This is a genomic window from Vibrio fortis (genome assembly GCF_000695685.1).
Taxonomy (GTDB): domain Bacteria; phylum Pseudomonadota; class Gammaproteobacteria; order Enterobacterales; family Vibrionaceae; genus Vibrio; species Vibrio fortis_A.
On record NZ_JFFR01000002.1, the window covers coordinates 644,133 to 657,393 of the forward strand.

At 44.5% G+C, this 13,261-nt stretch carries 11 protein-coding genes; 8 read left to right on the plus strand and 3 right to left on the minus strand.

Going from position 1 to position 13,261, the window contains the following annotated elements; genetic code table 11:
* Positions 1 to 8 precede the first annotated feature (8 nt).
* From ubiG to yfaE, 4 genes are all read left to right on the plus strand, one after another.
* Positions 9 to 752 carry a bifunctional 2-polyprenyl-6-hydroxyphenol methylase/3-demethylubiquinol 3-O-methyltransferase UbiG gene (gene ubiG, locus VFDL14_RS19905; RefSeq protein WP_032549285.1) on the plus strand — a complete coding sequence of 248 codons (744 nt, stop codon included), beginning with the start codon at positions 9 to 11 and terminating at the stop codon, positions 750 to 752.
* A 505-nt stretch (positions 753 to 1,257) separates the two neighbouring features.
* A complete protein-coding gene (nrdA, locus tag VFDL14_RS19895; protein WP_032549287.1) occupies positions 1,258 to 3,534 on the plus strand; it encodes a class 1a ribonucleoside-diphosphate reductase subunit alpha in 2,277 nt (758 codons plus the stop codon).
* Between the two features lie 100 nt (positions 3,535 to 3,634).
* Entirely contained in the window at positions 3,635 to 4,768 is a 1,134-nt protein-coding gene (gene nrdB / locus VFDL14_RS19890) for a class Ia ribonucleoside-diphosphate reductase subunit beta (protein WP_032549288.1), read from the plus strand.
* Positions 4,768 to 5,046: a class I ribonucleotide reductase maintenance protein YfaE gene (gene yfaE, locus VFDL14_RS19885; RefSeq protein WP_032549290.1), complete on the plus strand. Its 279-nt coding sequence runs from the start codon at positions 4,768 to 4,770 to the stop codon at positions 5,044 to 5,046. The genes nrdB and yfaE overlap by 1 nt, the downstream gene beginning before the upstream one ends.
* Positions 5,047 to 5,147: 101 nt before the next feature.
* Here the strand turns inward: yfaE and VFDL14_RS19880 are convergent, their stop codons facing one another.
* A complete protein-coding gene (locus VFDL14_RS19880; protein WP_032549292.1) occupies positions 5,148 to 6,383 on the minus strand; it encodes a CinA family nicotinamide mononucleotide deamidase-related protein in 1,236 nt (411 codons plus the stop codon).
* A gap of 210 nt (positions 6,384 to 6,593) precedes the next feature.
* Between VFDL14_RS19880 and VFDL14_RS19875 the strand changes: the two genes are divergently transcribed.
* From VFDL14_RS19875 to VFDL14_RS19860, 4 genes are all read left to right on the plus strand, one after another.
* Positions 6,594 to 7,502, plus strand: coding sequence for a DUF3943 domain-containing protein (locus VFDL14_RS19875; protein ID WP_032549727.1), 909 nt, complete (start codon positions 6,594 to 6,596; stop codon positions 7,500 to 7,502).
* A gap of 217 nt (positions 7,503 to 7,719) precedes the next feature.
* Positions 7,720 to 8,232 carry a glycine cleavage system protein R gene (locus tag VFDL14_RS19870; protein WP_032549293.1) on the plus strand — a complete coding sequence of 171 codons (513 nt, stop codon included), beginning with the start codon at positions 7,720 to 7,722 and terminating at the stop codon, positions 8,230 to 8,232.
* A gap of 221 nt (positions 8,233 to 8,453) precedes the next feature.
* Positions 8,454 to 10,070, plus strand: a complete 1,617-nt coding sequence (locus tag VFDL14_RS19865; RefSeq protein WP_032549294.1) for a Calx-beta domain-containing protein — start codon at positions 8,454 to 8,456, stop codon at positions 10,068 to 10,070.
* On the plus strand, positions 10,070 to 10,612 hold the full coding sequence (locus tag VFDL14_RS19860; protein ID WP_032549295.1) for a DUF1566 domain-containing protein: 543 nt from the start codon (positions 10,070 to 10,072) through the stop codon (positions 10,610 to 10,612). Before VFDL14_RS19865 ends, VFDL14_RS19860 begins: the two co-directional genes overlap by 1 nt.
* Before the next feature lie 56 nt (positions 10,613 to 10,668).
* Here VFDL14_RS19860 and nspC read toward each other — a convergent pair whose 3' ends face one another.
* On the minus strand, positions 10,669 to 11,808 hold the full coding sequence (gene nspC / locus VFDL14_RS19855; protein ID WP_032549296.1) for a carboxynorspermidine decarboxylase: 1,140 nt from the start codon (positions 11,806 to 11,808) through the stop codon (positions 10,669 to 10,671).
* Between the two features lie 198 nt (positions 11,809 to 12,006).
* Positions 12,007 to 13,260 carry a carboxynorspermidine synthase gene (locus VFDL14_RS19850; protein WP_032549298.1) on the minus strand — a complete coding sequence of 418 codons (1,254 nt, stop codon included), beginning with the start codon at positions 13,258 to 13,260 and terminating at the stop codon, positions 12,007 to 12,009.
* Between the last annotated feature and the right edge of the window lies 1 nt (position 13,261).

The window sequence follows — 13,261 nt, forward strand, 5'->3', positions numbered from 1 at the left end:
TCAATTTCATGGATGCATTATTTAACTTGGAAATGCCGATTATGACCAAATCACAGAACGTCGACCCAGCAGAAATCAAAAAATTCGAAGACATGGCGTCACGCTGGTGGGATCTCGAAGGCGAGTTTAAGCCTCTTCACCAAATCAACCCTTTACGCCTAAATTACGTGCTAGAGAAAACAGAGGGCCTGTTCGGAAAGAAAGTTCTCGACGTGGGTTGTGGCGGCGGCATTCTGGCTGAGAGCATGGCAAAAGAAGGCGCCGTTGTTACTGGTTTAGACATGGGTAAAGAGCCGCTAGAAGTTGCTCGTCTGCATGCATTAGAGACTGGTACCAAGCTTGAGTACATTCAGAGCACCATTGAAGATCACGCAGAGCAAAACCCACAAACGTATGATGTGGTAACTTGTATGGAGATGCTTGAGCACGTTCCCGACCCACAATCGGTGATCACCGCTTGCTCTAAGTTAGTGAAGCCTAACGGCCACGTCTTTTTCTCAACACTAAACCGCAACTTTAAGTCGTACTTGTTTGCGATTGTTGGCGCAGAGAAGTTGTTGAAGATCGTTCCTGAAGGGACTCATGAGCACGAAAAGTTCATTCGCCCTGCTGAACTTATCAAGATGATCGATAACACGCCTCTACAGGAATTAGGCATTACTGGCTTGCATTACAACCCACTGACTGACACCTACCGTCTGGGAAGTAACGTAGATGTTAACTACATTGTTCACACAAAGAATTTTGCGTAAATCCCACCAATAACCCCATAAAAAATAATTTAATTTAGACTAATGAAAAAGGTTGCAATTACCATAAGTTTGCGACTTTTTTCAGTCTAAATTTCGTGCTCCCGATTCCATTTTGACCATCTAGATTCAATTTTAACCTTTGAAAATCCACCTCCTCTTTTGGCCAAAGATCAAGGAATTTTTTTTTATGAGCGCGCAAAATTAAACCATCATTAAAAAGCCAATTTTCTACAATCAAGTGAGAGCTATCCTCATCAGTTAGTGGTCACTTACAGTTTTTTTTCAATTTAGTAGTTATCCACAAGAACTCCCATTTCTTTGCCTTGAAAAATCTCCGACCTAGCACTATCTTGTAACCCAACAAACAAATGACCCCTATATGTTGTGTTTGAACTACAATATATGGGTAGACCAAGATCACAAAGCCGACATGTAATTTACAAAAATTACACAGAAATAGACAAAAACACGGCTTTAATCAGTTTTGTTAGGGAAATTAAGCAGAATGAACCAACAACTTACTGTTACTAAGCGTAACGGTCGCAAAGAAACGATTGATCTAGAAAAGATCCACCGCGTGATCACATGGGCAGCAGAAGGCTTGCACAATGTTTCTGTATCACAAGTAGAATTGAAAGCTCACATTCAATTTTATGATGGCATCACCACAACTGACATCCATGAGACGATCATCAAGTCAGCTGCGGACCTGATCTCCGAAGAGACTCCTGATTACCAATACCTAGCTGCACGTCTAGCTGTATTCCACCTACGTAAGAAAGCGTACGGTCAATACGAGCCGCCTGCGCTGTTTGACCACGTTGCAAAACTGGTTGATATGGGTAAGTACGATAGTCACCTTCTGGAAGACTACACGCCAGCAGAGTTTGCAGAACTGGACCAATACATCGATCACAAACGCGACCTAGACTTCTCTTATGCAGCGGTTAAGCAGCTTGAAGGTAAATACTTCGTGCAAAACCGTGTAACGAAAGAGATCTACGAAAGTGCTCAGTTCTTGTACATTTTGGTTGCTGCTTGTCTATTCGCTAAGTACCCGAAAGAAACTCGTCTTGATTACATCAAGCGTTTCTACGATGCGGCATCGACATTTAAGATTTCCCTACCTACACCGATCATGTCTGGTGTACGTACTCCTACACGTCAATTCAGCTCTTGTGTACTGATTGAGTGTGGTGACAGCCTAGATTCAATTAACGCAACGGCGAGCTCAATCGTACGTTACGTTTCTCAGCGTGCTGGTATTGGTATTAACGCTGGTCGTATCCGTGCTCTAGGTTCAGAGATTCGCGGTGGTGAAGCATTCCACACAGGTTGTATTCCATTCTACAAATACTTCCAAACTGCAGTTAAGTGTTGTTCTCAAGGTGGCGTACGTGGCGGTGCTGCAACAGTATTCTACCCACTATGGCACGGTGAAGTTCAGTCTCTACTTGTACTGAAAAACAACCGTGGTGTAGAAGAGAACCGTGTTCGTCACATGGATTACGGTGTACAGCTGAACAAGCTTATGTACTCTCGTCTGGTTCAAGGCGGTAACATCAGCCTATTCTCGCCATCTGACGTACCTGGTCTATACGATGCGTTCTTCGAAAACCAAGAACGTTTTGAAGAGCTTTACGTTAAGTACGAGAACGATCCATCGATCAAGCGTGAAACAGTGAAAGCGGTAGAGCTATTCTCTCTACTAATGCAAGAGCGTGCTTCTACAGGCCGTATCTACATTCAAAACGTTGACCACTGTAACACTCACAGCCCATTTGATGCGGAAGTAGCACCTGTTCGCCAGTCAAACCTATGTCTTGAAATCGCGCTTCCAACTAAGCCGCTAACAAACGTAGAAGACGACGAAGGTGAGATTGCACTATGTACGCTTTCTGCATTCAACCTTGGCGCTATTGACTCTCTTGATGACCTAGCAGAACTGTCTGACCTAGTGGTTCGTGCACTTGATGCACTTCTTGATTACCAAGACTACCCACTGCCAGCGGCTTACAAGTCAACAATGAACCGTCGTACTCTGGGTGTTGGTGTTATCAACTACGCATACTACTTAGCGAAACACGGTGTTAAGTACTCTGATGGCAGCGCAAACGGTCTAACTCACCGTACATTCGAAGCTATCCAATACCACCTATTGAAAGCGTCGGTAGAGCTTGCGAAAGAACAAGGTAAGTGTCCTTCGTTCCACGAAACGAACTACGCGAAAGGCCTACTGCCAATCGACACTTACAAGAAAGACGTTGATCTAGTATGTGAAGAACCGCTTCACTACGACTGGGATGCACTACGCGCAGAGATCGTTGAACACGGCCTACGTAACTCAACACTAACAGCGCTAATGCCTTCTGAGACATCTTCTCAGATCTCTAACGCGACAAACGGTATTGAGCCACCACGTGGTTTCGTTTCTGTAAAAGCATCGAAAGACGGTATTTTGAAGCAAGTTGTGCCTGACTTCCTAAACCTGAAAGACAACTACGAACTACTTTGGAACATCGGTTCTAACGACGGTTACCTGCACCTAGTGGGTATCATGCAGAAGTTTGTAGACCAAGCGATTTCAGCAAACACTAACTATGATCCAAACGTATACGAAAGCGGAAAAGTACCAATGAAGAAACTTCTTCAAGACCTACTGACTGCATACAAATACGGTGTGAAGACGCTTTACTACCATAACACTCGTGATGGTGCGAAAGATGAACAAGGCGCAGTGGCACAAGAAGATGATTGTGCAGGCGGCGGTTGTAAGATCTAAGCACAAGTAACAAACATAAGAACCCAGAGAAGCCTTCTTCTCTGGGTCTAAAGCATTAACGAGGCCTGTTATATAGGTCTGGAAAGGATTTGAGGCATTCATGGCTTACAGTACTTTTACCCAAACAAAAAATGACCAACTAAAAGAACCTATGTTCCTTGGTCAATCTGTAAACGTAGCGCGTTACGACCAACAGAAATTTGAAATCTTCGAAAAGCTTATCGAGAAGCAACTGTCTTTCTTCTGGCGTCCAGAAGAAGTTGACGTATCTAGCGACCGTATCGACTACAACAAGCTACCAGAGCACGAGAAGCACATCTTCATCTCAAACCTGAAGTACCAAACGCTTCTTGACTCAATTCAAGGCCGTAGCCCGAACGTAGCGCTACTTCCACTGGTATCACTACCAGAAGTTGAAACTTGGATCGAGACTTGGTCTTTCTCTGAAACGATCCACTCTCGCTCTTACACGCACATCATCCGCAACATTGTGAATGATCCAGGCGTTGTGTTCGACGACATCGTTGAAAATGAACACATCCTAGCGCGTGCGAAAGACATCGCACACTACTACGACGAGTTAATCAAACTGACTTCTGACTACCACCGCTACGGTGAAGGTACACACAACATCAACGGCGAAGAGATCAAAGTATCTCTATACGAGCTGAAGAAGAAACTGTACCTATGTCTGATGTCTGTTAATGCTCTAGAAGCTATCCGTTTCTACGTAAGTTTTGCATGTTCATTTGCGTTTGCAGAACGTGAGCTAATGGAAGGTAATGCGAAAATCATCAAGCTAATCGCTCGTGATGAAGCGCTTCACCTAACCGGTACTCAGCACATGATTAACCTGCTGCGTAACGGTCAAGATGACTTCTCATTCATGCAGATCGCTGAAGAGTGTAAGCAAGAGTGTTTCGACTTATTTAAAGATGCAGCAGAGCAAGAGAAAGAGTGGGCAGAATACCTATTCAAAGATGGCTCTATGATCGGTCTAAACAAAGACATCCTTTGCCAATACGTTGAGTACATTACGAACATTCGTATGCAGGCGGTTGGTCTAGGTACAGCTTATCCAGAAGCAACGTCTAACCCTATCCCGTGGATCAACGCTTGGTTATCTTCTGATAACGTTCAAGTAGCACCACAGGAAGCAGAAATTTCATCTTACCTAGTTGGTCAAATCGACAACGAAGTAAGTGCTGATGACTTCGAAGGTTTCGAACTGTAATGCCAACACTGAAGATCAACAAACTCATCACGATTGAATCTAACCCATCTAACACTCTGTTAGAGACCATGGAGCAGGCAGGACTTGAGCCTGAGTACAACTGCCGAGATGGTCACTGTGGCGCTTGTCGCTGCACGTTAGACTCAGGTCAAGTCGAGTACGTTGGTTTTGCTATGGCTTACACACAAAGCAACGAGATTTTGCCTTGTATTTGTAAAGCCAAAACAGAGTTGTCATTGAGCAACGTGATTCATCGCAACAAGCAGAAACGCGCTTAGCAGTGAAATAGTTCGATAAAGACATCAAAACACAAAGGGCCCGATAATTAATATTATCGGGCCCTTTATCATATATTGGTTCTAACGTTACAAGCCTGTTGTCATAAAACAGAATTAGGAATGAACAGCTCTTTGATGCGTTTAAGCGAAGTGAACTGACCAAACATAGGTTTATTTTCTAAGTGCCTACGCAACATGTCTGCGGCAACCGTTTTGATTACCGTTCTAGAGTCTTCTCGATTGTATGAGCGGTGAAATTCAAATACTTGCCCCCACTCACCTGCTAGCGTCGACAACGCTACACTGAAGGTCTTATCTTCGAGTTTGCCAGTCACAAGAGCGAGCTCCGTGGCACACTTCTCTCTTGTCGCTCCAGCTAAGGCCAATGTTGCAGCCAGAGGATCGCTTTTATCAATCTCGCTGCCTTTACTCTCCGCCATTACCCAAGAGTGGCCAAAACAGTTTTCAAGGTTTTCGTCGGACTGTAACCATGCAGATAAAGCTCCCTTAGTCGACACTTCTGACACAGATAAGGTTTTGTGTTTTTCACTCAATAGGTGGCCTAAATGCTCAACCATTGGCTCGTCGACACTCACGACATTGCCTTCTAAGAGCTTATGAACCATCTGAAGCAGTTTTACACGAACCTCAAGGCCCGATTTAGGCCCGAATAGTTTCACTTCGATAAAGGGTAAGTAAGAACGGTAACCTAATTCGTACCCTTCAGGTAACTTAAGCTGGTCTAGAATATCTGAGATACCGGATTCAGAGAGTCCGAAGGTGTAGAGCCTGCTACATTCAAAAGCACTGATTTCTGGGTAGCTTCGCGATAGATCCGGTAGAATTTGATCTTTCACCATCTTTTTAAACTCACTCGGAACACCAGGAGTGAAGTAGAAGGTCGCGTCATTAATTTTAAGTTTAAAACCACAAGCTGTGCCGACAGGGTTATCGACTATCTGTGAGCTTTCAGGCAGCATAGCTTGTTTCAGGTTACTGTCTGGCATTTTAGCGCCACGCGCTGCAAACATACTCTCCATACGCTGCAGCCAATCAGGAAAAAGAACCAGTTTTTGATCGGCCGCGCTTGCTGCTGCTGCGGCACTCATGTCGTCCGTCGTTGGCCCTAACCCACCATTAACGATGACCACATCGTAGTTAAAACTCAGCATCAAAAGCTCTTCCACCAGCGCACCCATTTGGTCACCGACAGTGGAACGTTTTGCCAATGCAAAGCCGTGTTGATAGAACTCAGCGGACATCCAAGCGGCATTCGTGTCTACAATGTCTCCGTGAAGAACTTCTTCACCTGTACTTAACATTGCGATTTTGGTCATATTTTCATCCCTTGCTGTCATATAAAGACGCTGCATTATTTTTAAAGTGGTCTATCTTCAATGTTTAGGCATTTAAGTCATTTCACAAGTATTAATGATGTGAAATTTAAGATTATCTTTCAGAAAGCACACAATTATTAGTTCCATAAATCAGGCAATTAATGGATAATTGTGACTTCGCTCAACCTATCAACTTTCATGGAGACCCTTGTGGCCAAATCACCGTTATTAGCAAAGGTTACTGCTGCATTTTCACTGTTAATGTCAGCGAACTCGGTTGCAAGCCAATACGATTTCGACCAACCATTCAACCTTTCATACTCGGATGATTGTACTCAAGAGTACTGCGTAAATGATAACTTGTATACCTACAAGCCAAGCACCAATTATGCGCTGAGCGAATCAAGCGACGAGTACGATTTCAGTATCCAGCAGCCTATGTATCTTACCGTTAGTGACGAGAAAGACTGGGACTACCTAATGGGTCAAACTTATACCATTCTAGGTCTTAGTGTTGCGACTGTAGGTTTAATGACGTTTCTACCAGAATCCATCACCAAATGGGATGATGACCAGCGTGACTTAAGTAAACTTGGTAAGAAATGGAAAGACAACGTCTCTGATGGTCCGGTATGGGATCGAGATGAACACTTCCTGAACTACGTAATGCACCCATACTTTGGTGGTGTTTACTATACTGCAGCTCGCCACGCTGGTTACAACGAGTTTGAATCGTTCATGTACTCTTGGACCATGTCGACTTTCTTCTGGGAGTATGGTGTAGAAGCATTTGCAGAAATCCCATCTTGGCAGGACCTTTTCATTACACCATTCTTCGGTGCGGTTGTCGGTGAGCTGATGCTAGAGGCTGAGCAAGACATCGTTATGACCGGTGGTGAAGTGATGGGTTCTAAAACTATGGGTGATGTTTCTCTGTTCTTCTTGAACCCTGTTGGTCATATTCATTACTGGGTAAGTGATGCTTGGGGTGGCGATGCAGAAGTCAATCTGAACACTAACCCTTGGTGGGGTAACCAAGATGCGGCTAAATTCGCATACGATGCTGGTGCTGCATACGACTCGCAGTTTGTCGGTATGAACTTCAAAGTCACCTTCTAAATCACTCAATGAATGCAAATCTTCCTAAAAAGCGACTTACGAGTCGCTTTTTTTGTGCCCTACTCTTCATTAACTTGTTTCGCGCTGCGGCTTAGTTTCAAAAATTGACGCAGGTCAAATATTGTTCTAATCCAGCTTCTAAACTGTAAGTAGGACAGATTATCTCGTTATTTCAAACGCTTATTAAGGGCGTTCAATTGAATCTTTGGGGGCTGATATGAATAGTACATTTATCGTAAACTTTATTGGTAAGGCATCACCTGCAACCATCAAGCAACTCGCCGCAGTCACCCATGAAAACGGGGGCAAATGGCTAATCAGTAAAGTGAATTTCATTGAGGATCAAGTTGCTGGTGTAATCAAAATAGAGCTTCCAGCAATCAACGAGTCCATGGTTAAAGAGGCATTTAGTGCCAATATAGACTTAACCGTCCAATTTGTTGATGCCGACCACTCTCCACAAGTACAAGATACGATCCATCACCTGCGCTTAGATTCGAATGACCGCGCCGGTATCGTCAACGAAGTCACCCACGTATTAGATGGCCAAGGTATTACGATTCTCGATATGGACTGTCATCGCGTATTTATCGCAGGTGGCGGCGGTGTCAGCTCAAGTCTGTTCACCGCTAAGATTGCCGTAAAACTCCCTCTAGAGTTACCAATCCAAGACGTCGCAAACGAACTTGAGACACTGAGCGAAGATACACGCGTTATGATTGAGAGTTAATTCACTTTCTCCTCCGGTGAAACAAATTGCCGGAGGAGTAAGACATAACCTGCCTTCCCTTTAGCGCATCCTATAAATCCCTTTCAATTCTTACATTACTTACAAAATTTCTATATAAATTCTACGTAAATCATAATTTTAACTAGTGAAACAGACCTACTTGCTTATATTTTTTGTTACCATACGGCTACTTTCATCAACTTAGTCACTTAGGTTCATACATGGATAGAAACAAGCCGAGTTGGCCTCTTAATGCCGTCTCAGTAATCCTTCTAACTTCACTTTTCACAGGCTGTCAAAGTGGCCATGAAGATAGTGGTGATGGTTCCACCAACCCGACAGCAGTCAGTATTTCCATCCCAGAGACGCTTAGCGTGACCGAGCCAAGTTCAGGTTCCAGTACAGAAGGCGTGACTGTCACACTTTCAGAAGCGCTCACTAGCGATGTAAACCTAACTATTACGACTTCAAATGTCACTGCTCGTTCTACTGGCGACTTTAGAAATTATGACCCGCTAAGTAGCTCCGTTGTAACTATCCCGGCAGGTTCAACAACCGCAACGCTGCCGCTTAATGTATTACACAATAATGTCTTTGAAGGCGCTAAGACGCTCCAATACTCGATTACTGCTCCTTCAAGTTCGACGTACACCATTACCAACAACCAAACGACCGTAACGATCAACGATGCGAACAGCCAGCCTACTATCGGGTTTAGCAATAGCCTAAGTACTGTCGTTGAAGGTGATAGCGTTGTGCAACAAATGGTGCTAAGTAACTATTCAAGCCAAGACGTCACAATTACCTTGGTTCAAACCGGTATTGCGGCATCCGACGACTACACAGTTGATATGGCGAGCCTCAACGTTACGCTCTCTGCAGAAACCCTAACGTCAGACATTACTTTCTCTGCTAAAGATGATGGCTTTAACGAGGGTGGTGAATCCGTCATTTACACCATGACAGAAGTAGGGAATGCTACGATTGACTCAGCGAAAAACACGCTAGCCTTCTATATTCCAGGCCAGAAGAATTTCAATGACACTGGTTACGTAACCTATTACGACGGTACCACTTTCGATAGCACTACCCCACCAGCCAGCCATCCAAATCAAGATGCGAAATATGGCTTGGATACAGCAGATGATATCGAGCACTCGGATGGCGAATATGGTTTCCGTTATACCAAAATCGATGCTCACGGCAACCCAATCGATCCAAGTTCGACAAACTGGCGCTGTGTAAAGGATGAACACACTGGGCTATATATAGAAGCAAAACAAGCTCCAACAGCTTTACCTAGCCAATCTGATATCGACACTTGGGTTGAAAACCATAAGAACGATCCAGACGCTTACCCTTACCCATATGGTGCTGAATCTTCAATGTGGCGTAGCTCATCGTATACGTATACTTGGTACGACGCAGATGGGACAACCAATGGGGGATACGCAGGGGCTCCCAACGATGCACTATATAGTGAAGGGCCGATTTCGTCTGAATGCGCATACCCGAATGACAACTCAGGCACTCGCAACTGTAACACCAGCAGCTATATTTCAAGTCTAAATAGCTATGCGATATGTGGTATCACCGATTGGCGTCTACCTTCGCCAGTTGAGGCACGTTCATTCATTAACTTCAACGTTGGCACATCGCCGAGTGGTTCAGTGAATTTCTTCCCTAACCTTGGAGATCATCTGTTCACTCACTCGAGCTCAGTAAAGCAAGACGGTAGTGCGAGATGTATCGATTCTCAAACCGGTGAATTGGAACTATGTAACAAGAACATCACAGGCTCAACAGGAATCGTCGCTGTAAGTGGAGGAATCGAGTAATGAAATTGAAATTATGCTTAGGCGCTATCGCCACTCTACTAAGCGTGAATGCTATCGCTCAAACATGTGTCACGACTCAAACAGCTTCTCATCAAGACGGGCAGTTTATTGATCGCAAGGATGGCACTCTGCTGGACGTAACAACTAACTTGTTATGGTCAAAGTGTAACTTAGGCGAAACATACAATGCGTCTACAGATACTTGTGACGGAACTGCGCTAAAGTACCAAAACTGGAGCGATGCTTTGGTTGCCACACAAGACAGCACGCTAACAACAATTGCGGGCCGGCCCGGCTTTAGGCTTCCAAACATCAAAGAACTGAGCTCAATTGTGGATTACCGCTGCACTCGACCAGCGATCAACCTAACCTTCTTCCCGACGACGACCAATGAACCTTATTGGACCAATACACCAGATGCTCATAGCGTCAATAGTCATTACGAAGGTCTGATCATCGACTTTGACGAAGCCTTGGAAGTGATCACTGACCCAGACAATGTCCCTTCCCCACTTGTTCGACTGGTAAAAGAGTTTAACTAAGACTCTCTAATCCCATACAAAAAGAGCAACCCATCGGTTGCTCTTTTTATTTCAATCTATTTTACAGACCATTGCGATAATGAACGCTTAAAGTCTGAATAATCGAATTCGTTTAGCTTCTGTACTTCGCCACCTGAGCGCTCACAGTAGACAGAAGGCATACGTAAACCGTTAAACCAGTTTAGCTTCACCATTGTGTACCCAGCACTGTCTAAAATGTGCAGACGCTGACCAATCTCTAGTGGCTCATCAAAGCTTGCTTCACAGAACTGATCGCCCGCAAGACAAGAACAAGAGCCAATTACGTAGTCATGCTTGCCACTCTCTGACGCTTCCAAGATAGATGCCGGCTCGTCATAGATAAGCGTATCTAAGCGATGTGCCTCTGTCGCAGAATCAACGATTGCGGTTTTCTTTACGTTTTCTACGATATCAACCACAGTCACTACAAGATCTGTAGTCTTAGTGATGATCGCTTCACCGGGTTCAAGGTACATTTGAACGCCGTGCTTCTCAGAAAATGCTTTTAGTGCAGCACCTAGCTTTTTAATGTCATAACCTGGCCACGTAAAGAAGACACCGCCGCCCATGCTCACCCAGTCCAGCTTATCAAGGTATTCACCGAACTGTTCTGAGATTGAATCTAGCAAGCCAATAAACGCATCCACATCTTTGTTCTCGCAGTTCATGTGGAACATTACACCATCGATGTCATTAAAGATTTCTGGTTTGATGTGGTCTGCTTGCACGCCTAGACGAGAGAACTCACGAGCAGGGTTTGCTAAATCTTGACCTGCATAACTAACGCCAGGGTTTAGGCGAAGACCAATAGACGCCTTACCTTCAACAATATGTCGGTAAGCCGCAAGCTGGCTTTGCGAGTTGAAGATCATCTTGTCACAGATGTCTGCTACTTCACGTACATCATCTTCGCTGTAGCCCACACTGTATGCATGTGTTTCACCACCGAAGGTCTCATGACCTAGCTTTACTTCAAACGGGCCAGAACTTGTCGTGCCATCTAGGTAAGGCTTAATGATGTCAAATACGCCCCACGTAGAGAAGCATTTCAAGGCCAACACAAGCTTAACGCCAGACAACTCTTTAAGCTGTTTTGCTTTCTCTAGATTCTCAATCAACTTATCTTCGTTGATCATAAAGTATGGGGTTTTAAGTTCTTCTTTCTTAAATGTCATTTTCTATACGCGCTCAAGCAGCATCTAAAGATGGAAAGGTAAATTAAACATTTGGTGTGATTTATTTTGATTTTGTCCTGTTCGAACGTAGTGAGTTACAAAATCAAAATAAATGATACCAAAGCTTTAAGGAAACCATCATCGAAAAGGGAACAATCCATGTCCCCTTTAATTAGCAATCAAAACAAGAAACGGTTCTTATTTTTTCAACTCATGAATCACAGGAAGACCTTGGCCTGCTTCAAGCTCTTGAACATGCCAATCTAGACCGATACCCGGCATAGTTTCTAGGAACGGGTCTGGGTTTAGCTGTTCCATGTTGAACACACCTTTGTCTGCCCACTCACCACGGAAGAACTGAAGTGCAGCTGTGATTGCTGGTACACCAGTTGTGTAAGAGATCGCTTGGTGCTCTACATCTTCGTATGCCACTTCGTGGTCTGCGTTGTTATAGATGAACACGCTGCGCTCTTTGCCGTCTTTCTTACCTTGTACCCATGTACCGATGCACGTTAGACCTGTGTAGCCCGGTGCAAGTGATGTAGGATCTGGTAGCAATGCTTTAAGAACGTGCAGAGGCTGAACCACTGTACCATCGTGCAGTGTTAGCGGATCTGGGCTCAGTAGGCCGATATCACGCATGCAGTTGAAGTAGTTTAGGTACTTGTCGCCAAAGCCCATCCAGAACTCAATGCGTTTTGCAGGGATGAACTCTTTCATTGAACGAACTTCATCGTGCGCCATTGAGTATACTTTGTGAGATCCACAGTTCGGGAAATCAAACTCTAGCATACGTGAGTGACATGGAACCTGTTTCCACTCTTCGTTTTCCCAGTAGAAAGAATCGCCTTGGATCTCAAGCATGTTTGTCTCTGGATCGAAGTTAGTTGCAAACTTCTTACCGTGGTCGCCAGCGTTAACGTCCATGACATCGATAGTGTCGATCTCATCGAACAGGTGCTTAACCGCGTAAGCAGCAAATACTGAAACCACACCTGGATCGAAACCTGCACCAAGAATACCTGTGATGCCCGCTTCTGCGAACTTCTCACGGTAACCCCACTGCCAATCGTAAGCTTGAGGAACTTGCTGACCTTCAGAACATAGGTCAACCGCTACTGACGTATCTAGGTAAGATACTTTTGCTTGGTAACACGCTTCCATGATCGCCATGTTTACCCATGGAGGACCTGCGTTGATCACTAGATCAGGCTGAACTTCTTTGATTAGAGCAACAAGTGCATCAACGTCATCTGCGTTTACAGCGCGTGCTTCTAGTTTCTTAGTTGAATCTTTAAGGTTGTTTTTACCTTTGATCGATTCGATGATCTTTTCACACTTCGCGATAGTACGAGATGCGATAGTAATGTCACCCAGAACGTCGTTGTTTTGTGCCGCTTTATGTGCAACAACCCAACCTACGCCACCTGCACCAATTTGTAGAATTGCCATA

What these genes read in the sequence shown, in the direction of transcription:
- VFDL14_RS19865 (WP_032549294.1), top strand. Translation starts at nt 8,454, where the DNA reads ATGGATAGAAACAAGCCGAGTTGGCCTCTTAATGCCGTCTCAGTAATC.
- yfaE (WP_032549290.1), top strand. Translation starts at nt 4,768, where the DNA reads ATGCCAACACTGAAGATCAACAAACTCATCACGATTGAATCTAACCCA.
- nrdB (WP_032549288.1), top strand. Translation starts at nt 3,635, where the DNA reads ATGGCTTACAGTACTTTTACCCAAACAAAAAATGACCAACTAAAAGAA.
- ubiG (WP_032549285.1), top strand. Translation starts at nt 9, where the DNA reads ATGGATGCATTATTTAACTTGGAAATGCCGATTATGACCAAATCACAG.
- VFDL14_RS19860 (WP_032549295.1), top strand. Translation starts at nt 10,070, where the DNA reads ATGAAATTGAAATTATGCTTAGGCGCTATCGCCACTCTACTAAGCGTG.
- nrdA (WP_032549287.1), top strand. Translation starts at nt 1,258, where the DNA reads ATGAACCAACAACTTACTGTTACTAAGCGTAACGGTCGCAAAGAAACG.
- VFDL14_RS19870 (WP_032549293.1), top strand. Translation starts at nt 7,720, where the DNA reads ATGAATAGTACATTTATCGTAAACTTTATTGGTAAGGCATCACCTGCA.
- VFDL14_RS19880 (WP_032549292.1), bottom strand. Translation starts at nt 6,383, where the DNA reads ATGACCAAAATCGCAATGTTAAGTACAGGTGAAGAAGTTCTTCACGGA.
- VFDL14_RS19850 (WP_032549298.1), bottom strand. Translation starts at nt 13,260, where the DNA reads ATGGCAATTCTACAAATTGGTGCAGGTGGCGTAGGTTGGGTTGTTGCA.
- nspC (WP_032549296.1), bottom strand. Translation starts at nt 11,808, where the DNA reads ATGACATTTAAGAAAGAAGAACTTAAAACCCCATACTTTATGATCAAC.